Source organism: Sphingomonas sp. JUb134 (assembly GCF_004341505.2).
Taxonomy (GTDB): domain Bacteria; phylum Pseudomonadota; class Alphaproteobacteria; order Sphingomonadales; family Sphingomonadaceae; genus Sphingomonas.
Genome location: NZ_SLYP02000003.1, coordinates 32,875 through 53,661, shown reverse-complemented (window position 1 = coordinate 53,661; position 20,787 = coordinate 32,875). Strand labels below are relative to the sequence as shown.

Annotated in this window: 18 protein-coding genes; 10 read left to right on the top strand and 8 right to left on the bottom strand. The window is 66.5% G+C overall.

Annotated features, from left to right (window positions below):
• Positions 1-173: 173 nt before the first annotated feature.
• Both EDF69_RS18525 and EDF69_RS18520 read right to left on the bottom strand, forming a co-directional pair.
• Complete coding sequence (locus EDF69_RS18525) at positions 174-956, bottom strand: 3-keto-disaccharide hydrolase (protein WP_239556267.1); 783 nt, start codon at positions 954-956, stop codon at positions 174-176.
• The gene (locus EDF69_RS18520) at positions 953-2,368 is read right to left on the bottom strand and encodes a Gfo/Idh/MocA family protein (protein ID WP_132883656.1); all 1,416 of its coding nucleotides are present in this window, start codon (positions 2,366-2,368) and stop codon (positions 953-955) included. Before EDF69_RS18520 ends, EDF69_RS18525 begins: the two co-directional genes overlap by 4 nt.
• A gap of 208 nt (positions 2,369-2,576) precedes the next feature.
• Here EDF69_RS18520 and EDF69_RS18515 point away from each other — a divergent pair, with 208 nt between their 5' ends.
• Both EDF69_RS18515 and EDF69_RS18510 read left to right on the top strand, forming a co-directional pair.
• Entirely contained in the window at positions 2,577-3,113 is a 537-nt protein-coding gene (locus EDF69_RS18515; RefSeq protein WP_132883657.1) for a cupin domain-containing protein, read from the top strand.
• Between the two features lie 60 nt (positions 3,114-3,173).
• Positions 3,174-4,721 carry a cation:proton antiporter domain-containing protein gene (locus EDF69_RS18510; RefSeq protein WP_132883658.1) on the top strand — a complete coding sequence of 516 codons (1,548 nt, stop codon included), beginning with the start codon at positions 3,174-3,176 and terminating at the stop codon, positions 4,719-4,721.
• A gap of 73 nt (positions 4,722-4,794) precedes the next feature.
• On the opposite strand, the gene rhaT is transcribed toward EDF69_RS18510, so the two are convergent.
• Genes rhaT through rhmD form a run of 5 tightly spaced genes read right to left on the bottom strand, consistent with a single transcriptional unit; the run spans position 4,795 to position 9,691 of the window.
• Positions 4,795-5,853: an L-rhamnose/proton symporter RhaT gene (rhaT, locus tag EDF69_RS18505; RefSeq protein WP_132883659.1), complete on the bottom strand. Its 1,059-nt coding sequence runs from the start codon at positions 5,851-5,853 to the stop codon at positions 4,795-4,797.
• Positions 5,853-6,758, bottom strand: a complete 906-nt coding sequence (locus EDF69_RS18500; protein WP_132883660.1) for an amidohydrolase family protein — start codon at positions 6,756-6,758, stop codon at positions 5,853-5,855. The genes rhaT and EDF69_RS18500 overlap by 1 nt, the downstream gene beginning before the upstream one ends.
• A 52-nt stretch (positions 6,759-6,810) precedes the next feature.
• Positions 6,811-7,560, bottom strand: coding sequence for an SDR family NAD(P)-dependent oxidoreductase (locus EDF69_RS18495; protein ID WP_132883661.1), 750 nt, complete (start codon positions 7,558-7,560; stop codon positions 6,811-6,813).
• Complete coding sequence (locus tag EDF69_RS18490) at positions 7,557-8,414, bottom strand: fumarylacetoacetate hydrolase family protein (RefSeq protein ID WP_132883662.1); 858 nt, start codon at positions 8,412-8,414, stop codon at positions 7,557-7,559. The genes EDF69_RS18495 and EDF69_RS18490 overlap by 4 nt, the downstream gene beginning before the upstream one ends.
• Positions 8,415-8,455: 41 nt before the next feature.
• Positions 8,456-9,691 (bottom strand): L-rhamnonate dehydratase, encoded by a 1,236-nt coding sequence (gene rhmD, locus EDF69_RS18485; protein ID WP_425336696.1) that lies wholly within the window; start codon positions 9,689-9,691, stop codon positions 8,456-8,458.
• 129 nt (positions 9,692-9,820) lie between these two features.
• Between rhmD and EDF69_RS18480 the strand changes: the two genes are divergently transcribed.
• The 5 genes from EDF69_RS18480 to EDF69_RS18460 are packed head-to-tail and all read left to right on the top strand — an operon-like array spanning position 9,821 to position 14,258.
• Positions 9,821-10,639, top strand: coding sequence for an IclR family transcriptional regulator (locus EDF69_RS18480; protein WP_132883663.1), 819 nt, complete (start codon positions 9,821-9,823; stop codon positions 10,637-10,639).
• Between the two features lie 18 nt (positions 10,640-10,657).
• Complete coding sequence (locus EDF69_RS18475) at positions 10,658-11,422, top strand: glucose 1-dehydrogenase (protein ID WP_132883664.1); 765 nt, start codon at positions 10,658-10,660, stop codon at positions 11,420-11,422.
• 57 nt (positions 11,423-11,479) lie between these two features.
• Positions 11,480-12,244 carry a (Fe-S)-binding protein gene (locus EDF69_RS18470; protein ID WP_132883665.1) on the top strand — a complete coding sequence of 255 codons (765 nt, stop codon included), beginning with the start codon at positions 11,480-11,482 and terminating at the stop codon, positions 12,242-12,244.
• The gene (locus tag EDF69_RS18465; protein WP_132883666.1) at positions 12,241-13,635 is read left to right on the top strand and encodes an LUD domain-containing protein; all 1,395 of its coding nucleotides are present in this window, start codon (positions 12,241-12,243) and stop codon (positions 13,633-13,635) included. Before EDF69_RS18470 ends, EDF69_RS18465 begins: the two co-directional genes overlap by 4 nt.
• Positions 13,632-14,258, top strand: a complete 627-nt coding sequence (locus EDF69_RS18460) for an LUD domain-containing protein (RefSeq protein WP_132883667.1) — start codon at positions 13,632-13,634, stop codon at positions 14,256-14,258. The genes EDF69_RS18465 and EDF69_RS18460 overlap by 4 nt, the downstream gene beginning before the upstream one ends.
• A 218-nt stretch (positions 14,259-14,476) precedes the next feature.
• Here the strand turns inward: EDF69_RS18460 and EDF69_RS18455 are convergent, their stop codons facing one another.
• Positions 14,477-15,388 carry a LysR family transcriptional regulator gene (locus tag EDF69_RS18455; protein WP_132883668.1) on the bottom strand — a complete coding sequence of 304 codons (912 nt, stop codon included), beginning with the start codon at positions 15,386-15,388 and terminating at the stop codon, positions 14,477-14,479.
• An 87-nt stretch (positions 15,389-15,475) separates the two neighbouring features.
• On the opposite strand from EDF69_RS18455, the gene EDF69_RS18450 reads away from it, so the two are divergent.
• From EDF69_RS18450 to EDF69_RS18440, 3 genes are all read left to right on the top strand, one after another.
• Complete coding sequence (locus EDF69_RS18450; RefSeq protein ID WP_132883669.1) at positions 15,476-16,510, top strand: aldo/keto reductase; 1,035 nt, start codon at positions 15,476-15,478, stop codon at positions 16,508-16,510.
• Between the two features lie 11 nt (positions 16,511-16,521).
• Positions 16,522-17,700 (top strand): MFS transporter, encoded by a 1,179-nt coding sequence (locus EDF69_RS18445; protein WP_132883670.1) that lies wholly within the window; start codon positions 16,522-16,524, stop codon positions 17,698-17,700.
• A gap of 401 nt (positions 17,701-18,101) precedes the next feature.
• On the top strand, positions 18,102-20,783 hold the full coding sequence (locus EDF69_RS18440) for a TonB-dependent receptor (RefSeq protein WP_239556264.1): 2,682 nt from the start codon (positions 18,102-18,104) through the stop codon (positions 20,781-20,783).
• Positions 20,784-20,787: the final 4 nt, after the last annotated feature.

The following is a 20,787-nucleotide window of genomic DNA, read 5'->3' as shown; positions in this document are numbered from 1 at the left end:
CCGGAGTGCGTCTCCGCGGCAACACTTCTCCCCAAGGGCGGCAGGCGAGAAGCACCAGGCGGCGTCCGGCACCGCGGGGGGAGTGGATGTGGGAAGGGGGCGCCCTCCAGCCACCCCCGCAAGCAGCCCCAGGGAAAGAAGCTGGCGGCGCGTCGACGACGCCAGCGGCGTCGTCACTTCAATTCGCGGATCCAGATCGAACGAAAGCTGATCGGCGGGCTCGGATCGCCATGATCCTGCAGCTTGATCGGCGCGGGTCCATGCGCCTTGTACGCCGGCGCGCCGATATAGGCCGTCTCCCCCTTCAGCGCGACATGGTCCTGGACCAGAACCCCGTTCAGGAAGGCGGTCACATAAGCCGGGCTCGACACCGAGCCGTCCGCAGCGAACACCGGGGCGGTCCAGATCACGTCGTAGCTCTGCCATTCGCCCGGCGCGCGCACCGGATTCGCGAGCGGCGCGAACTGCTTGTAGATGCTGCCGGCCTGACCGTTGACATAGGTCTTGTTGCGGAAGCTATCCATGATCTGAAGCTCGTATCCGGCGTCGCCGTCGCCGGTCGACGCCAGGAACAGGCCACTGTTGCCCCGCGCCTGCCCCTCTCCCGTGATGTTGGCCGGGATGCGCCATTCGAGGTGGAGTTGGTAATTGCGGAAACGCTGCTTCGTCTCGATGTTGCCGGTCCCCTTGCGCACCGTCAGCACGCCATCGGCCACTGTCCAGCGCGCGGGGGACTTGTCCTTGGTGGAGACCCACTGCCTGAGGTTCTTCCCGTCGAACAGCACCAATGCGTCGGAGGGAGCCGGCGTCTGCGTCGCGGGTTCGGGCGTGACGACCGGAGGGACGGGTTGCCAGACCTCGGTATCCTCCGGGCGCGGCCCGGACTGGCCCGTCACGGCGGCCGTGCCCATCGCGGCCCCCAGCAGGGTTACACTGGCGGCGATTGCTGCGATCATAGTGCCCATCCCTTGCGATACTCCCGATCCAGAAATTGGTTGGCCTCGGCGACGTTGGTGATGCGGTCGCCATCATATTCGATCGGCTGGTCGGCGCGCAGCGCCACCATGCCGAGCAGCATCGTTTCCGTGAGCGGCACGGCCACCGAGAAGGGCGAGGAGATCGCCTCTTCGCCCCGGATCGCCCGGATCCAGTTCATCTCGTGCCCGTCGCGCCCACCCAGGATCCGGGGCAGCGACATCGGCACCGCGGCCGCGCGCTCGGCCACGCCATCGCCGATCAGCACGGGCTTCTCCCCGTAGGTCTCGTGCATCAGCATGCCGCGGTCCCCGACATAGAGCACGCCGCCGTCCGGGTTCATGCGGGCAGTAAGCGGCATGGCCGTGGGCGTCGGCGGCATCAGCCCGCCGTCGTACCACGTCATCGTGAGCGGCCCGCCCTTCGCCCGCCCGAACTGGTAGGTCGTGATGTTGGCGAGCGGATAGCTGCCGAGATCGGCGGGTGGTTTGCCGTCCCAGATATCGGTGTCGCCTCCCCACCGGCTGTGGCGCGTCTCGATGCGGGTAGGAAGCCCCGGCTCCAGCGCCCAGACCGGGAAGTCGACGAGGTGCGCGCCCATGTCGCCGAGTGAGCCGACGCCGAACGGTACCCAGCCGCGCCAGTTGAAATGCGCGTAATCGGGGTGATAGCCCCAATCCACCGGCGCCGGCCCGAGCCAGAGGTTCCAATCCAGGCTGGAGGGCGCGGTGACGGCGGCGGGACGGGCCTCTCCCTGCGGCCACAGCGGGCGATTGGTCCAGACATGCACCTCGCGCACTCGGCCGATCACACCCGCACGGATCCACTCGACCACACGACGGCCGTCGTCGCCGGAATGGCCCTGGTTGCCCATCTGGGTCACGAGCTTGGGATTGCGCCGGGCGACCTCCAGCAGCGTGCGCCCCTCTCGCACCGTATAGGTCAGCGGCTTTTGCACATAGACATGAAGGCCGCGCTCCATCGCTTGCTTCGCGGCGATGGCATGGTGGTGGTCCGGCGTCGCGATCACCACCGCGTCGATGTCCTTGCGGGCGTCGAACATGCGCCGGTAGTCGGCGAACCGGGCGGCGCGGTCATAGGCCGCCTTCAGGGGCTGCATCTCGGGCCGGGCAACACCCTTGTTGTCGACGAAGCTTTTGGCAACGTGATCGAAGTCCACGTCGGCCAGCGCCACGATGTTCTGGCTGGTGAGCTTGGCCATGTTCTGCGCGCCCATGCCGCCGGCGCCGATCACCGCGACATTCACCCGGTCGCTCGGCCGGAGACGACGCGCCGCCGCCTGTCCCGGTATCGCAAGCAAGCCTGCTGTCGCGGCAGCGCCGCCGAGCCAGTCCCGCCGCGTCAGGCCATTTCCCTGTTCCGCCACGATCATCCTCTCCCCCTTTTTTCTTTCCCGGCCGTCAGGCCGGTGGGCACGAGGAGCAGGCTAACAAGGGAAACACGTCCCTGCCACCTCCGGAAAGCAAAGCCGTCTAGAATTTCGCCGGATCGCCGATGTCAGGGTAGTTTCTCTCGCCGCTTCCTATCCTTGCGGCAGCAGCTTAGGCTTCGACGAAAGAAGTCGAACAGGAGGGGCCGTAATGCAGCTTTTCAAAACGTCGTCGTCGCAAGCGCACCACGCGTCCGTGCGCTCTCTGCTGCGGCGGAGCGCCTACGCAGCACTGCTGCTCATCACAGCGACACCGGCCGCGGCGCAGAGCGGTGATCCCACCAGCTTTGCGAGCGCGGCGGACGTAGCGGCGCAGGTGGAGGACATGGGCCGCGCGATGAAGCCGGGGCAAGGCTTCTCCAGCCGGCCGCTGGTGCGTGACGACAAGACGATAGCGGCGCTCGAATATTGGAAGGCGCCGGGCCGTCCCGCCGTCCATCCGGAGGACGCCGAATACGCGCTGGTCGTGGCCGGCGCCGGCACGATGATCTCCGGGGGAACGCTCGAGGAGGCAAAGGTCACCCAACCCGGGCTGACCGAAGGAAGTCGCATCATCGGCGGCACGACACGCAATCTGGTGCCGGGCGACGTCATCCTGATCCCGGCCGGCGTTCCGCACTGGTTCGGGATTACCGGCGATCGGCTGGTGCTGCTGGGCACAAAGCTGCCGCGGCCGGAGGCACGCTGACGCCAGCGATCCCCGTGCAGCAAGGCGGGGAGCCAATCGCCGCGCGCACCGTTGATCCGGGTGCATTTATTCGAAGGCCTGGACGCAATCCTCCTGGCGGCACTTCTGCTGCTGGTCGTCGCACGCAAGCTCAACGTCCCCTATCCGACGTTGCTGGCGGCGGCCGGCATCGGCTTCGCGCTGCTTCCCTTTGCACCCGACATCGACCTCGATCCGGCCCTCGCGATGGCGCTGTTCATCGCACCCGCACTGCTTCACGCAGCCTATCACACGAGTTTGCGGGGCCTGCGCCGCTTCTGGTTTCCGCTTCTGTCGCTGGCGGTGTTCGCCGTGCTGGTGACCACGGCCGCCGTCACGTTCGTCGGCGTCGCCGTGGCCGGGCTTCCGCTTGCCGCAGCATTCGCGCTCGGCGCGATCGTCGCACCGCCCGATGCCGCGGCGGCAGAGGCCGTGCTGTCCGAAGTGGGCATCCCGCACCGCGGCCTGCTGCTGCTGCAAGGAGAAAGCCTGCTCAACGACGCGACCGCCCTTCTCTTGTTCGGGCTGGCGGTTGCACTCGCAACGAACACCGACACGGCGACGACTCCGCTTGTCCTCGCCGCAGCAGCGCCCGGCGGCATCCTGTTCGGCTTGGCGGCGGCCTGGCTGTACCTGCGGATCGTCCCGCTCTTTTCCGGGACGCTCGGCTCGAGCCTCGCCGATTTCGCCGTCACCTTCGCGATCTGGTTGCTCGCGGAGCGGCTCCATCTTTCCGCCGTGCTGGCGGTGGTCGCATTCGGCCTGCTGGTGGCGCAGCGGCGTCCCCTCGGCCAGTCTGCCCGCGATCGGATCCAGAGCCGGGCGGTCTGGTCTGCGGGCGTGCTGGTCCTCAACGTGGTCGCCTTCATGATCATGGGGCTGCAGTCCCGCGACGTGCTCCTGCGGCTGGACAGCGCCGAGCGGCTTCCCGCGATCGTGTTTTCCCTGATCGTGCTGGCGACCGTGCTGGGTGCGCGGCTCGCCTGGGTGTTGCTGGTGCGCGCGTTCGAAGGCTTGATCTCGCGCCATCATGCACCCGCCTGGCTTCCCAAGCCGCCGCCCTGGCGTGCCGCGCTGATCCTCGGCTGGTCAGGAATGCGCGGGCTGGTGACCCTTGCCACCGCCTTTGCGCTCCCGGCAGCCATGCCGGGACGCGACCTGATCGTGCTCGCGGCATTCACCGTCGTCATCGGCACCCTCGTCGTCCAGGGGCTGACGCTGGGGCCGCTGATCCGATGGCTCGACATCGGCGAGGACGCCGGATTGGCGACGAAGCTCGGTACCGCACGACGGCGGATCATCGACGCTGGCGTCGCGGTGCTCGCCGGCGACGAGAGCGATGCTGCCAGGGCGCTTCGCGTCCGCTACGGCGCCGCGGGGGCAGTCGCCGCGCATGCCGAGGATCCGCAAGCGCCCTCCGACTTCGACACGCTGCACCTCAAGGTCGTCGAGCATCAGCGCACCGCGCTCAACGAGATGCGGCAGAACGGGGACATCGCAGAGGATATCTACCGTCGCCTGCTGGAGGAACTCGACTGGTCTGAGGTCGAAGCGCGCTCCTTTTCCGACAACGTGCTGCGCTCCGCCTGACCCCGCCCAGGGCGATCAACCTCGATAGTCTTCCACCGAACGTGCGGGTGTACCCGGCACCCTCAGCCTCACTTCATGCGCCCAGGAGGTTGCCGTAGCCGATCACCACGGTCGCCAGTACCAGCAGGGCGACGCCACCCCACACCATCGCGCGAACGCGCGGGTGTGCGTCCTTCCACTCGCGGAACGCAAAGCCCCACAGAGTCCCGAAGATGATGATGCTCGCCATGTGCAGCGTCCAGGACGAGAAGCCGAAGCGGCCCATCTGGCTTTCGCCCATGGTGTAGAAGAAGAACTGGAAATACCAGGCAGTGCCCGCGACCGCGCACAGGAGATAGTTGCGCAGCAACGGCGCCCCGGCGCCCTTCCCGCCCCCGCGCCACTCGCCTGCGCTGCGGTTGCGCAGGATCAGGAACGCGCACCAGAGAGCGTTGGTGACGAGCCCGCCGAACATGACAAGGCACAGCACCGGCAGGCCGGTCCACAGCGGGCCCGTTCCGGCCGCCGCGGACAGCGGCTTGATCGGTTCGCCGGCGGCAAGACCGAAGGCGAAGCAGGCCGACATGATCCCCGCGAAGATCGCGACGACGATACCCTTGCGGAAATCGAACTCGGCGACGGCAACTGCTTTTTGCTCTGGCGAGAGCGCGGCGTCCTTGCGCGCACCCGCCATCGCGACGACGACGATCCCGGCAAGCGTCATCACCAGACCCAACAGGATGATGTTGCCCGATGGCGTGTCGAGCAGCTTCTCCTGGAAGTCGCCCTGGAAGATCGGCGGGATCAGCGTGCCGAATACGGTGCACAGCCCCAGGACCACCGCCATGCCGAGCGACAGCCCGAGGTAGCGCATCACCAGGCCGTAGCCGAGGCCGCCGAAGCCCCACAGCATGCCGAAGAACACCGGCCACAACAGCGTGGGGGTAGGCGTGCGGGAAAGGACGCCGAGCAGGTCCTCGGTCTGGATCGCGGCGAAGAACCATGGCGCGAGCAGCCAGGAGAAAAGGCCGCCGGTCAGCCAGTAAATCTCCCAGCTCCAGCGCTTCACGCCCTTGTAGGGAACGTAGAAACTGGCGGAGGCGAGGCCGCCGATCCAGTGGAACAGCACGCCCAGCAGCGGATTTGCGCCCATCACAGGTCGAGCTCCAGTCGATAGACGCGGTTGGCATTGCGCCCGAACAGGTCGCGCCGCTCGTCTTCCGAGAAATGGGCGACGATCGCGTGATAGGCTTCAAGATGCTGATCGAAGGGAGCGAACAGCTTGTCGGTGGGACTGTCGCTCGCGAACAGGCAGCGGTCCGTCCCGAACAGATCGATCGCCTCCAGCAGGATCGGCCGAATGCTTTCAATCGTCCAGGCTCGGTCGATGAAGCCGACGCCGGAAAGCTTGATCGCTACGTGCGGGGATCGCGCGAGCGCACGCAGGCCGTGGCGCCAGCGGGTAAGTCCCTCTCGCTCGGTCGGGATCGGCATGCCGACATGGTTGATGATGACCGGGATGTCCGGGTGGCGCTCGATCAGCGGCGCCAATCCCGCCATCTGCCCGGCATAGCATTGCAGGTCGAACGACAGACCATGGCGCGCGAGCAGCCCGAACCCCGCCCACCATTGGTCGTCCTGGGTGACGTCGTGCGGCGTGTAGGTGCGCAGGGGATTGGTATGCCAGTTGACGATCTGGCGAATGCCGCGGACGCGCGGGTTGGCGGCCTGCGCCTCCAGCAGCGGCTCGACGCCGGGATCATGGAGCGGCGCAAAGGCAACGATGGCATTGGGCATGCCGCGGTCGGCGGCAATCGCCTCCAGCCATTCGGTTTCGTCGAGGGCCTGCGAAGGGTCGGCACCGGCATCGATGTGGACAATGCCCTTGACGTTCCAGCGCCTGGCATCGGCGCAATAGTCGTCGATCCGATAATCGCGCGCGATCGGCTCGGTGACACCTGCGGGTCCCTCGGTGAAGGGCGGGGTCAGCCACGGATAGCGGATGAGGTCGAGGTCCCAAAGATGGACATGGGCGTCGACGAACGGAATGGCTTCCATGGGTCTCCTCTCGTGTGACGCGCCGCCTCTTTCGGGCGGTCGCGCAGCGGGATCAGAAGGTTGTGCGCCCCCCGGAGGTGTCGAAGGTGGCGGCGGTGGTGAAACTGCATTCCTCGCTCGCCATGAAGCACACCATCGCGGCACTTTCCTCGACCTCGCCCAGGCGCCCCATCGGGATCTTGGATCGCATGTAGTCCACCTGGCTCTGCGGCAATTGCGCCAGGATCGGGCTTTCGAACGTGGCGGGGGTCAGCGCGTTGGCGATGATGCCGCTACCGGCAAGCTCCTTTCCAAGCGACTTGGTGAAGCCGATGACCCCTGCCTTGGATGCCGAATAGGCAGAGGCATTGGGATTGCCTTCCTTGCCCGCGACGGAGGCGACGTTGACGATCCGGCCATAGCCGTGGCGCAGCATGTACGGCACCACCGCGCGTACGCAGTAGAAGATGCCGTTCAGGTTGATGTCGATCACCCGGAGCCAGCTGTCGATCGGGAACTCGTGCGCCGGCTTGGTCGCGCCGGTGATGCCGGCGGAAGCGACGAGCACATCGATCCGCCCGAGCGCCTCGAAGGTAGCCGCCGCAGCCGCCTCGACCGCCTGTTGATCCGACACGTCAAGAGCGACGACATGCGCCGCCCCAATGCCGTCCTTCGCGGCTGCAAGGGCTTCCGGATTGACGTCCCAAAGCGCGACCTTCCCGCCCTCGGCGATGATCCGCTTGGCGGAAGCGAGCCCAAGACCCGAGGCGCCGCCGGTGACGACGGCAACCTGCCCGGCGAACCGGTCGGGGAAGACACTCACCCCAGCACCTCGTCACCCAGGTGGCGCCACGCGACGACGTTCTGCTGCTGCTCGCCGAGGCCGGCGATCCCCAGGCGCATCGTGTCTCCCGCCTTGAGGAAGATCTTGTCGGGCTTCTTGCCCTCGCCCACGCCTGGCGGGGTACCGGTGATCAGCAGGTCGCCGGGATAGAGAGTGATGTAGCGGCTGACATAGCTGATGATCTGCTTGACGTCGAAAATCATGGTGCGGGTGTTGCCGGTCTGCATCCGCTCGCCGTTCACGTCGAGGAACATGTCCAGGTCCTGGCAGTCGGCGACCTCGTCCGGAGTCACGAGCCAGGGGCCTACGGGACAGAAGGTGTCATGGCCCTTGCCCTTGGACCACTGGCTGCCGCGCTCCTTCTGGTTGAAGCGTTCGGACACGTCGTTGGCGACGGTGAAGCCCGCGACATGTGCCAGCGCGTCGTGCTCCTCGACGTAGCGGCAGGTCCTGCCGATCACGACGCCCAACTCGACTTCCCAGTCGGTGTGGGTGGAATCCTTCGGGATCATCACTTCGTCGTCGGGTCCGGTGAGGCTGGACAGCGCCTTCATGAACATGACCGGCTCGGTCGGGATCGGCAGGTTGGATTCGATCGCATGGTCCTCATAGTTGAGGCCGATCGCGACGATCTTGCCGATCCCTTCCACGGGCACGCCGTAGCGCGGCGCCCCCTCGACCACGGGCAGGCTCTCGACGTCGAAATCACCAAGCGAGGCGATCGCGGCGACGGTCAGCCGGTCGACCTTGCCTGACAGGTCGCGCAGCACGCCCTGGGCGTCGACCACGCCGGGCTTTTCGGATCCGCGGGCACCAAAGCGGCAGAATTTCATGGGAGAGGCTTCTTTCGTTGGAGCTTGGGAAAGGGAGGAGATCAGCGCGCGTAGGGGCGATGCATCGGCAGGTCGCGGTTGAGCTCCACGCCGAACCCGGGCTTGTCGAGTGCACTCGCACGCAGGCGGCCGTTCACCGGCACGGGCTCGCCGATCAGTTGCGGGTGGAACATCGGCAACACTTCGCTTGGGCCGGGATGCATCATCAGGAACTCGGCGAAGGGCGAGTTATGGCGCGTGATGACGAAGTGGTAACTGTAGACCGACGAGCCGTGCGGCACGACCAGCTTGCCATGCGCGTCGGCGAGCGCCGAGATCTTGAGCAATTCGGTCACGCCGCCGCACCAGCCCACATCCGGCTGGAGGATGTCGCAGCAGTCCATCTCCAGCAGCATGCGGAAGCCCCAGCGGGTCGCCTCATGCTCGCCGGTGGTGACCAGCATGCCCCGGGGCACGTTGCGCTTCAATTCGGCATAGCCCCAGTAGTCGTCGGGACTGATCGCCTCCTCGATCCACTTGAGGCCATGCTCGTGCGCCGCAAGCGCCAGACGCGTCGCATAGTCGACGTCGAGCGCCATCCAGCAATCCAGCATCAGCCAGAAGTCGGGGCCGACCCGCTCCCGCATCGTCGCCAGTTCGGCGATGTTCTTGCGAAGGCCTTCGATGCCCTCCGCAGGGCCGTGGTGAAGCGGCATCTTGCCGCCGATGAACCCCATGTCCTTCGCGAGGTCCGGCCGCGAGCCGGTCGCGTAGAATTGCAGTTCGTCGCGCACCGCCCCGCCGAGCAGCGCATGCACCGGCTCCCCGCGAAGCTTGCCGAGCAGGTCCCAGAGCGCGAGGTCGACGCCGGAGATGGCATTCACCACCAACCCCTTGCGGCCGTAATATTGGGTGGAGAAGTACATCTGGTCCCAGATCTTCTCGTACTCGGCCGGGTTGCGACCTTCGAGGAAGCGGGCGAGGTGCCGCTCGACGATGAAGCAGGCGGGCTCGCCGCCGGTCGTCACCGCAAAGCCGATCGTGCCGTCCTCGGCCTCGATCTCCACCACCAGCGTGCCCAGCACGTTGATGCCGAAGCTCTGCCGGGACTGGCGGTACTCGGGGTAGCGCGCCATCGGCGTCGCGATATGATCGTCGATCCAGTGGCCTGCCCCCTGGTCGTGATAGTCGGCCCCGCCGCCACGGACGGTGAATGCTCGAACGTGCTTGATCCTGGGAAGCCCGGTGTATGCCATTCGCACCATCCCCTTGTTCGACGCCGCCTTGCCGGCGATCATGCTCACTGCCTGTTACCGATACCATCTGGTGATACGGATTTCGATGATATGAGGGGATCGTCTGCCCTCGCCTCGCACTCCCGGCGATGCCCATTTACAATCTCAACTTGTGGGATAGGATGTTACGAGATGGAAAATACCGCGTCAAACGAAGAATTACCGGAGGCGAAGCCCGCTTCGAAGGTCCAGGGCAGTCAGACGCTGCTGCGTGGACTCGACCTGCTGGACCAAGTGGTCGACGGGCCGGTGCGGCTTGCCGAGCTTTCCGCGCGCATGGGGCTGACGCGCTCGACCACCCATCGTCTCGCCAATGCGCTGATCGACCGCGGCTTCGTCACCTACCTTCCGCGTGAGGGCTATCAGCTCGGACCCAAGCTGCTGCAGCTCGGGTTCCTGGCGCAGAGCCAGGCCGATGTGGTGCAGATCGCCCGCCCTCGTATGGAGGCGCTGGCCGCGCAGAGCGAGGACACGGTGCATTTCGGCCGGTTGGACGGCGAGCTCGCGCTCTACCTGGACAAGATCCCGGGGCGGCGGCGGGTCGACATCTCCAGCCGCGTGGGGGACCGCCAGCCCCTCACCTCGACCGGGCTGGGCAAGGCCCTGCTGCTCGATGCACCGGAGGCCGAGTGGCAGCGCGCGTTTGAGCGCGAACAGGCGGGCGGTGCGCCCTCGATCGACTATGCCACCTGGCTGCAACGGATGCGGGGCTATGTGGCCGCCGGCCATGCGTTCGACCTTGAGGAGAACGAGGATCTGATCCGCTGCGTGGCAGCGCCCGTGCGCGATGCGTCCGGCAAGATCGTTGCCGCCATCAGCCTGTCGAGCGCGGCGCAATATATGGATGACGGCCGGATGGCGGCGCTGAGCCACGAAGTCCGTGGCACCGCCGAACAGGTCAGCCGCGATCTTGGCTGGACCCCCACCGCCCGTCCGCCGAAACGCCGATAACGAGAGGATTGCCGACCCGTGAAGCTGCTCGAAGGAAAGACCGTCCTTGTCACCGGCGCCTCGACGGGCATCGGCCGTGCGGCCGCGATCGGCGCCGCACAACATGGTGCCAATGTAGCCATCAACTATCACAGCCGCGACGAGGACGCGGAAAGCTGCATCGCCGCGATCGAGGCGGCCGGTCGGCGCGGCTTGGCAGTGAAGGGCGATGTGGCCGACGCGGCGACGGCGACCGACTTCGTGGCACGGGCGGTCGACCGCTTCGGCGGGGTCGACGTGATGGTGAGCAACGCGGGCATCTGCCCCTTTCACGCGTTTCTCGACATGCCGGCGGAGACGGTGGAGCGCACCTTCCGCGTAAACCTGCACGGCGCCTATTACATGGTGCAGGCAGCCGCGCGGCAGATGGTGGAGCAGGGCCGCGGTGGCTCGATGGTGGCAGTGTCCTCGATCTCGGCGCTCGTCGGCGGCGAGTTCCAGACCCACTACACCCCCACCAAGGCTGGCGTGCATTCGCTGATGCAGTCGACCGCGATCGCGCTCGGCAAACACGGCATCCGCTGCAACTCGGTGCTTCCGGGCACCATCCTCACCGAGATCAACAAGGACGATCTCGCGGACGAGGAGAAGCGCCGGTACATGGAGGCACGCACGCCCTTGGGGCGTCTGGGACAGCCGGAGGACATGGTCGGCCCGATCGTGTTCCTGGCCTCCGACATGGCGGCCTATGTAACGGGCGCCGCGCTGCTGGTGGACGGCGGCATGTACGTGAACCTGCAATGAGGACGGGCATTCCCTTCCCCGCCCGATCCGCGGCGTCGGTTGCCACCGCGGCCTGACATGCCCCCTTCCCCCCGCCCCAGCGTTGCGCTCTTCGTCACCTGCCTGGTGGATGCCATGCGACCGCGCATCGGCTTTGCGGCACTCGCCGCGCTGGAGGATGCGGGATGCGAGGTAGTGGTGCCGGCGGAACAGACCTGTTGCGGACAGCCGGCGCTGAACTCCGGGGATGCTGCAGCGGCGGCCGCCATCGCGCGGCAAACGATCGCGCTGCTCGAGCCGTATGAAGCGGTGGTGGTGCCGAGCGGGTCCTGCGCCGCGACGATCGCCTGCCACTATCCCGAGTTGCTCGCGAACGATCCGGCCTGGCTACCCCGCGCGCAAGCCCTGGCGTCGCGGACGTACGAGATCCTCACCTATCTCGACCAGGTCTGCGATTGGCGGCCAAGTGCTGCACTGGATGCGAGCGTCGCCTATCACGACAGTTGCTCGGGCTTGCGCGAACTGGGGATCAAGCAGCAGCCACGGCGGCTGCTCTCCCACGTGAAGGGGCTGCGGCAGGTGCCGCTTGCCGGCGCGGAGACCTGCTGCGGATTCGGCGGCACCTTTTGTGTCAAATACCCCAGCATCTCCAACGCGATCGTCGAGGAGAAAGCTGCGGCGATCGAGGCCAGCGGCGCGGACCTGCTGCTGTCGGGCGACCTCGGCTGCCTGATGAACATGGCGGGAAAGCTTCACCGACGCGGTGCATCTACCCGCGCGTTTCACACCCTCGAGGTGCTGGCAGGCGTGGCCGACGGGCCTGCCATCGGCGAGGCGCCGTGAGCGGCTTCACCCGGCGGGTCGAGCACGCACTCGCCGACCCCGTCCTGAAGATCGCGGTCGAACTTACCGCTGGTACCGCCGAGGCCAAGCGCGCGACGGCCGTCGCCGCCTTCCCGGATTTCGAGGCGGCACGGGCCCGTGCGGCGGCGATCAAGGACCATGTCGTCGCGAACCTCGGCCACTATCTTCAGGAATTCGAGGCGAATGCGCAGGCGGCCGGCGCCACCGTCCACTGGGCGCGCACCGCCGAGGAAGCCTGCGAGACCGTCGTCGGCATCTGCAAGCGTGCCGGCGCGCGCTCCGTCGCGCGATCGAAGTCGATGCTGGGGGAGGAGATCGGCCTTCCCCATGCACTCGCCCAAGCCGGGATCGAGCGGATCGAGACGGATCTTGCCGAGCACATCATCCAGCTGTCCGGCGAGCGTCCCTCGCACATCGTCTGGCCGGCGATGCACAAGACGCGCGAGCAGGTATCTGCGCTCTTTCGTGCCCGGCACCACGAGCCGCATCTGGAAGAAACGATTGCGGCGATGGCCGAAAGCGCCCGGCGTCACCTTCGCTCGGCGATGCTGGAAGCGGACGTGGGCATCTCCGGCGCGAACTTCCTGATTGCGGACACCGGCAGCGTCTGCACCGTGACGAACGAGGGCAATGCGGAGCTCTCGATCGTACCGCCGCGCATCAATATCGTGACGGCCGGCATCGAGAAGGTCGTCCCCTCCCTGCCGCACGCCATCCACATGCTGCGGATGCTGGCCCGCTCGGCCACCGGCGCGGCGCTTACCCAGTACACCACCTTCTACACCGGGCCGAAGCGCGCCGGCGATCGCGACGGCCCGGAAGAAATGCACATCGTGCTGGTCGACAACGGCCGCACGGACATGCGCGAGAGCGGCCTCGCGGAGATGCTGCGCTGCATCCGCTGCGGCGCCTGCATGAACCATTGCGTGGTGTTTCGGCAGATCGGTGGCCATGCCTATGGCGGCACCTATCCCGGGCCCATGGGTGCGGTGCTGACGCCCGCCCTCGACGGACTGTCGGCGAACCGGGATCTGGTTCACGCCTGCACGATGAACGGCAAGTGCCAGGAGGTCTGCCCGGTAAACATCCCCCTCCCCACGCTGTTGCGCGGATGGCGCGAGAAGAGTTGGCGCGAGGGGCTGGAGCCGCAGGCGGTCCGCCGGGCGCTGGGGCTCTGGGCGTGGGGCGTGCGCCACCCGCGGCTCTACCGCCTCGGCAGCGCACTCGCGGTACGCGCCATGCGCATGGCGGCGCGGGCGGGCTGGATCTCGCGACTTCCGCTCGCGGGAGGGTGGACCCGGCATCGTGATCTTCCCGCACCCGAGGGCACGACCTTCATCGAACAATATGCACGAGGAAGGCGCCGGTGAGCGCACGAGATGCCATCCTCGGGCGCTTGGGACGTTCGCGGCCCAGCGGTGCGATCGCTCGGGAGGCGGCGATCCTGGCAAAGGGCCCGGAACGCCCGTTGGTGGCCCCTGAGGCACTTATCCCACAGTTCCTGGCGCAACTGGGGCTTGCGAGCGTGGCGGCAACCTTCGAACGGGTGCGCGACTGGTCAGCGATTCCTGCCACCGCGGCGGCCTATTTGGACGCAAGCGCCCTTCCCCGCTCGCTCTACCTGCCCCAGGATCCGCGCCTGCGCACCTGCGACTGGAACGGCTTTTCGCTCAGGGAGGCATGCGCACCGGACGAACCGGCGGCCATCGCGCGCGCGGTGTCCGCGGTTGCCGAGACGGGCTCACTGATCTTCGAGACCGGGCCTGCGGCGCCCATGCTGCCGAACTTCCTGACGCTCCATCATCTGGTGGTGGTCGAGGCGCGAACGATCGTGGCCCAGCTCGAAGACATCCCTGCGCATCTGCGGGATGTGCGCGCCCACTATTGGGTAACCGGCGTGTCCGGCACCACCGACATCGAAGGACAATATGTGCGCGGCGCCCATGGCCCGCGCTTCCTTCACGTGTTGCTCGTTGAGGATACCCCTGACTAGGGTGCGGTGCTTCCCCGGCTGCCGAAGCAAAAAGGGCGCGGACCAACAGGTTGTCGTGCGCGGAAGCCCGTCGGCAGTCTGGGAAAGCCTGCCAGAGCAGGAGTGTCCGTCTCCGAGCGTTGAGCGCGGCCGCACGTCCGCCGGGTTCACGTGCCTGCCGGCGCTCGCGCTGAACGTGACGTCCAATTCCCCTCGACCGGCTCGAGCACTTGGGCCACCTAGCTCCCGCCGCGCAGGTGGAGCGCGAGGAATTCGACGAACGCGCGAATCCGCGCCGGCGTGCTCGCGCCGCCGACGAAGACGGCATGAATCTGCTCGACGTCGCCAGGGTTGAACGCCTCCAGCAGCGGGACGAGCTGGCCCCTCGCGATCTCCTCGGCCACGCTGAACGAACCCACACGGGCAATGCCGACGCCAAGCGCCGCCAGTTGCCCCAGCGTCTCGCCGTTGTTTGCTTCGATCCTTCCCTTCACGGCGAGGGTAAAATCCTGGTCGGCACGACGGAACGGCCAAACCGGCTCGGCACGCCGGAAGTTGAAGTTGAGGCAGTTGTGCCGGTGAAGATCCTCCGGCACCTCAGGTGTGCCGCACCTCTCCAGATACTCCGGCGATGCGACGATCACCCGCCCGGTCTCGCCAAGCTTGCGAGCCGTGAGCGTGCTGTCGGGCAAAGGTCCGAAGCGGACGGCGACATCCGCTTGACCGCCGGCGATGTCGACCAGCGTGTCCGTCAGCGCGATGTCGACGAGGATGTCGGGATACCGGACGCTGAACCTCCCGAGCAGCGGCACCACGCAGAGCCGCCCGTGCGAGAGCGCAGCGCTGACCCGCAGACGCCCGCGCGGACTCCCCTGGTCGGCGATCTGCTGCTCGGCATCGTCGAGGTCGGCGAGGATGCGGCGGGCCGCCAGCAGATAGGCCTGCCCCTCCGCCGTTAGCGACAAGGCGCGGGTCGACCGTAGCAGCAGTCGCACGCCCAGCCGCTGCTCGATCCGGTCGACGGCTCGCGCCACGGCGGACGGGCTCATGTCCAGCGTCCGCGCGGCGGAGGAGAAGCTCCCTGCCTCCACCACCGTCGCGAACAGCGCCAGCGCGCGCGCCCTGTCCGTCCCCGCCAGCTTTGCGTCCAATGCAAAGATCCTCCGCGTCCGGAGGCGCTACTCCAGCACCCCCACGCCGTCCATTTATGCGTTCAACTAGCAATACAAGGATTGATGATGGAATATCGGCAACTCGGCACTTCCGGGCTTCGCGTGCCTGCGCTCAGCTTCGGCACCGGCACCTTCGGCGGCAAGGGCCCGCTCTTCAGTGCCTGGGGACAAAGCGACGCCACCGAAGCGCGCCGGCTGATCGACCTGTGCCTGGAGGCCGGTGTGACGCTGTTCGACACCGCCGACGTGTATTCGAGCGGCGCGTCCGAGAAGATATTGGGGCAGGCGATCCAGGGAAAACGCGACGCGGTGCTGATCTCTACCAAGACTGGCCTGCCGATGGGCGACGGACCGCAGGACTGGGGCGCATCGCGGACCAGGCTGGTGCGGGCGGTCGAGGAGTCGCTGCGCCGCCTCGGCACCGACCACATCGACCTCCTGCAACTTCACGCCTTCGACGCATCGACCCCCACCGAAGAAGTCATGGGTACCCTTGCGACGCTGATCGCTGCGGGCAAGGTACGCTATGCGGGCGTCTCCAACTATCCGGGCTGGCAGCTGATGAAGGCGCAGGGGCTGGCCGATCGCCACGGCTTGCCACGCCTTGTTGCCCATCAGGTCTATTACTCGCTCATCGGCCGCGCCTATGAGGCGGACCTGATGCCGCTTGCGGCGGATCAAGGTGTGGGCGCACTGGTGTGGAGTCCCCTCGGCTGGGGCCGGCTGACCGGAAAGGTCGGCCGCAACCGCCCGGCACCGGCGAGCAGCCGCCTCCACGAAACCGAGCAGTTCGCGCCGCCGGTCGAGACCGAGCATCTGTACCGGGTCATCGATGCCCTCGAGGCAATCGCAGCCGAAACCGGCAAAACCGTGCCGCAGATCGCGATCAATTGGCTGCTGCGACGTCCCACCGTCTCCTCCGTGATCATCGGCGCGCGCAACGAGGAGCAACTGCGCCAGAATCTCGGCGCGGTCGGCTGGACGTTGACGCTCGAGCAGGTCGCCGCCCTCGATGCCGCGAGCGACCTACTGCCGCCCTACCCTCATGCCCCCTATCGTCAGCAGGAGGGTTTTGCCCGCCTTGCCCCGGCACTGGTCTGAGGGAGGCAATCATGAAGCTCAACCTTGGCCTCCTGTCGCTGGCGATCGGGGCGTTCGGCATCGGCGTGACCGAGTTCGCACCCATGGGGCTACTCCCGGTCATCGCCGAAGACCTCAACGCCTCCATTCCGGCCGCCGGGCTGCTCATCAGCGCCTATGCCCTGGGCGTGGTGCTCGGCGCACCGCTGATGACGCTGACAACAGGACGGGTCCCCCGACGCGCGCTGCTGATCGGGCTGGCCGGCATTTTCACCGTCGGCAATCTGCTGGCCGCGGTATCCGATACCTATTGGATGCTGCTGGCCGCCCGCGTGCTCACCTCGTTCAACCACGGCGCGTTCTTTGGTGTCGGGTCGGTCGTGGCAGCAAGCCTTGTGGCACCCGAGCGCCGCGCAAGTGCGGTGGCGGCAATGTTCATGGGATTGACCATCGCGAACGTCGTGGGCGTACCGCTTGCGACCTGGGCGGGCGAGCACCTGGGCTGGCGCACCTCCTTCTGGGGCATTGCCGCGCTGGGCGTTGCGACCATGGTGGCGCTGCGGCTGACCCTGCCGCCCCTCCCCGCCCCGCATGCCGGCAGCGCGATGGCCGAACTGCGCGTGCTGACGCGAGGGCCCGTGCTGGGCGCGCTAGCGTTGACGGTGATTGGGTCGAGCGCCATGTTCACCGTCTTCACCTATATCGCGCCGATCCTGCGCGAGGCGACGCAGGTGTCGGTCGGTTTCGTCACTGCGATGCTGGTGACCTATGGCTTGGGCCTGACGGTTGGGAACTGGCTCGGCGGCCGCTTTGCGGACCGGTCGGTCGATCGGACGCTGGTCATCACCCTCGCCGCGCTGTCGGCGATACTCGTCGCCTTCGCTGCCTTGATGTCCCATGCCGGTCCGACCGCGGTGCTCATCTTCCTTTGGGGCGTGGCGAGCTTCGCGCTGGTGCCGCCGCTACAGGTGCGGGTGATGCGCGCCGCTGCCGACGCGCCGAACCTTGCCTCCGCAGTCAACATCGGCGCGTTCAACCTTGGCAACGCATTCGGGGCAGCACTGGGCGGCGGCGTCATCGCGGCCGGGCTGGGCTACCCGCTGGTGTCGCTCGCAGGAGCGGCAACCTCCGCAATCGGGCTGATCGCGCTGCTGATCAACGGCCGCAGCCACGGAAGCGCACGCAAACTGCCGCAGGAAAGGACGGCGTAGTCCAGCGCCGCCGATCCGCCCCCTGATCGGCCGATCAAGCACGTGCGTCATGGCACCGTAACAACTTCTCTCCAACGGGGCTCCCGAGACGGGTGGAGGAAGCTTTGCGGCCGGCAGCGGTGGTTCATCGATCGCTGCCGACGCACTGGTACGAAGCAGAAAGAGATTGGTGCCGCATTTTGGGAGAGGCGGCGCATCGGCAGGTGAAACATCGCCGAGCACCATGACGATCGACATGAATTACCTGCGATTTCTCCGGACTTCGGGGAACGCAGGCGCTTGCTGCGGACCAGCGGCAGCCCTCCACCCGGACAACTATGAAAAAGGGGGGCAAGGTGCTTCAGAAATACGTTCGCTTTGAAAGGACTGCACGTCTTCTGGTCGGGTCAGCGGCCGCTGCCTTGTTGTCCGTCCCAGCTTCTGCCCAGACGGCTCCGGGTGCGGATGCAGGCGACGAGGAAGCTGGTCAGGAAATCACCGTCACTGGCTACAGCCGCAGCCTTGAGGAAGCGATCGACATCAAGCGCAACACGATCGGCTTTTCGGATTCGATCGTCGCGACCGACATCGCCGATTTCCCGGAGCAGAACCTGTCCGAAGCGCTGCAGCGCGTTCCTGGCGTCACGATCGAACGCGAACGGGGCCTGGGCACTCGCGTGAACGTCCGCGGCCTGCCGACCGAGTTCACCTTCGTGTCGATCAACAAGCTGGCGACGGCGTCGGGCTCCGGCGGGCGCGACGTCGAGTTCGACATTTTCGCCTCCGAACTGATTCAGTCGGTGACGGTGCAGAAGTCGCCGACCGCAGCCGATGAGGAAGGCGGCATCGCCGGATCCGTCTACATCCGCACCGCCCGGCCGTTCGACAATCCCGGCCTTCGCCTCGTCGGCAGCGCCGAGGGCGCGTACAACTCGATCTCCGAGAAGATCGATCCGAACTTCTCGTTCCTGGCGAGCAACACCTTTGGCGATTTCGGCGTGCTGGTGTCGGTCGCCAAGCAGCAGCGCAGCAACCGCACCGATTCCAACTCCGGCATCAACTTCCGCCCGATCTCGCGCTGGACCGACAAGGCCGGCGCCAATCGCGATCAGGCGATCGCCGTGCTGGCGCGCGACGCCGGCGTGACCTTCACCGACGACATGAAGAACCGGATCGTGTTCCTGGATAAGGTCGGAGACCGCGTCTATCAGAACGACCAGGACCGGCTGGGGCTATCGGGTTCGATCCAGTATCAGCCCAGCGACCAGTTCAACCTCGTCTTCGACGCCTTTGCGGGCTCGTACGACACGGTCGAGGACGAATATGACGCCGCCGGCTATTCGGCATCCAGCAATTCGACGCTGGACACGATCCACGAGTTCGACGCGACCACGCTCGCCGACGACGGCATCATCGTGCTGCGCGACGTGTCCTACACCAACACCCAGCACGAGTTCCTGAGCAAGGAATACCGAAACAGCACCGACTATCGTCAGTTCGGCGGCGAGATGAACTGGCAGGCCGGCGACTGGAAGATCAATGCGCTGGGCGGCTATTCGGGCGCCAAGAAGACGCTCGATTATGCCAACCTCAAGCATGTCGCCTATGCGCCGTCGCGCACCCGCTATACCGAGACCGGCGGCGAGACGATCCCGAGCGCCGATCCCGACACGATCGACATGTACAACGCACCGGAGAGCTATCTGTTCGAGGCGTATGAGACGACGCGCGAGCGGATCAAGGACGACAAATATGCGGCCCAGCTCGACATCAGCCGCGAGTTCCAGACCCCGTTCCTGAAGCGCTTCAACGTCGGCGCCCGCTACACCAACAAGACGAACGAGCGCGACTATGGCGAGGAGAAGATCCAGGGGCCGACGCGCGGCAGCACGGCCTATGTGAACAAGCGCACGCTGGCCGACAGCCCGCTGGAGTCGGTGACGGAGATCGTCGGGGGCAAGGGATATCAGGCGCGCGACCTGGACTGGGCGCAGGTCTCCAACGAATATGCCCGCGCGTTCTTCCGGCCGGACGGCTTCGTCACGCCGTTCGACGACGGCCAGTATTACAAGGTCCGCGAAGAGACGATCGCCGGCTATGCGATGGCCGATTTTGAGTTCGAACTGGCGGTGCCGGTGTTCGTCAACCTGGGTGGCCGCTACCTGAAGACCACGGTGAAGTCGGAAGGCTTCCACCAGGTGCAGAACGCGGACGGTTCGACCGGCTACACCGACGCGCCGGTGTCGAGCGAGGGCAGCTATGAGAAATTCCTGCCCGCGATCAACGCGCACGCAGAGCTGACCGACAGCCTGATCCTGCGCGCGGCCGCGTCGCAGACGCTGATCCGCCCGGCGCTGACCGATCTCGCGTACAAGCGGACCGCAAGCTGGAACAGCTTCCGCTTCACCGACGGCAACCCGGATCTGCAGCCGACCTATGCCGACCAGTGGGAAGTCGGCATCGAGAAGTATCTCGGCAGCGGCGGCATCCTGGCGGCGTCCTATTTCTGGAAGAAGATCAAGGGCGTCGTCCAGAGCGAGCTGACCGGCGTGGTCGAGGGCGTCACCAAGTACAACGCCAACGGCACGATCGACGGCGTGTACGACTTCGACGTCTATCAGCCGGTCAACGCCGAGGGTTCGTACAAGGTGAGCGGCGTGGAGCTGAACGCGGTGATCCCGTTCGGCATGTTCGTCGGTTGGGCAGAGGGGTTCGGCATCAACGCCAACGTCACCTTCCTGGACAGCTCGCTGACCGGCCAGTCGGATCTCGATATCGCGACCTCGCCGATCGGCCTTGCCGATAACACGTACAATGCCACCGTGTTCTATGAGCGCGGGCCGGTGTCGCTGCGCGTCTCGTACAATCACAAGGGCGCCTATGTGGAGCGCATCGAGCGCAACATGTATCCGGTGTACCGCGACGCCTATGGCCAGTTCGATGCGTCAGCCAGCTACCAGCTGACCCCGAACTTCCGTCTGGAGTTGCAGGGCATCAACATCGGCAACGCCAAGACCACCGGCTACACCATGGATCCGTCCTTCCCGACCACCTACGAGTTCTCGGGAAGCCGCATCAGCCTGGGCGTGCGCGCGCAGTTCTGATCGC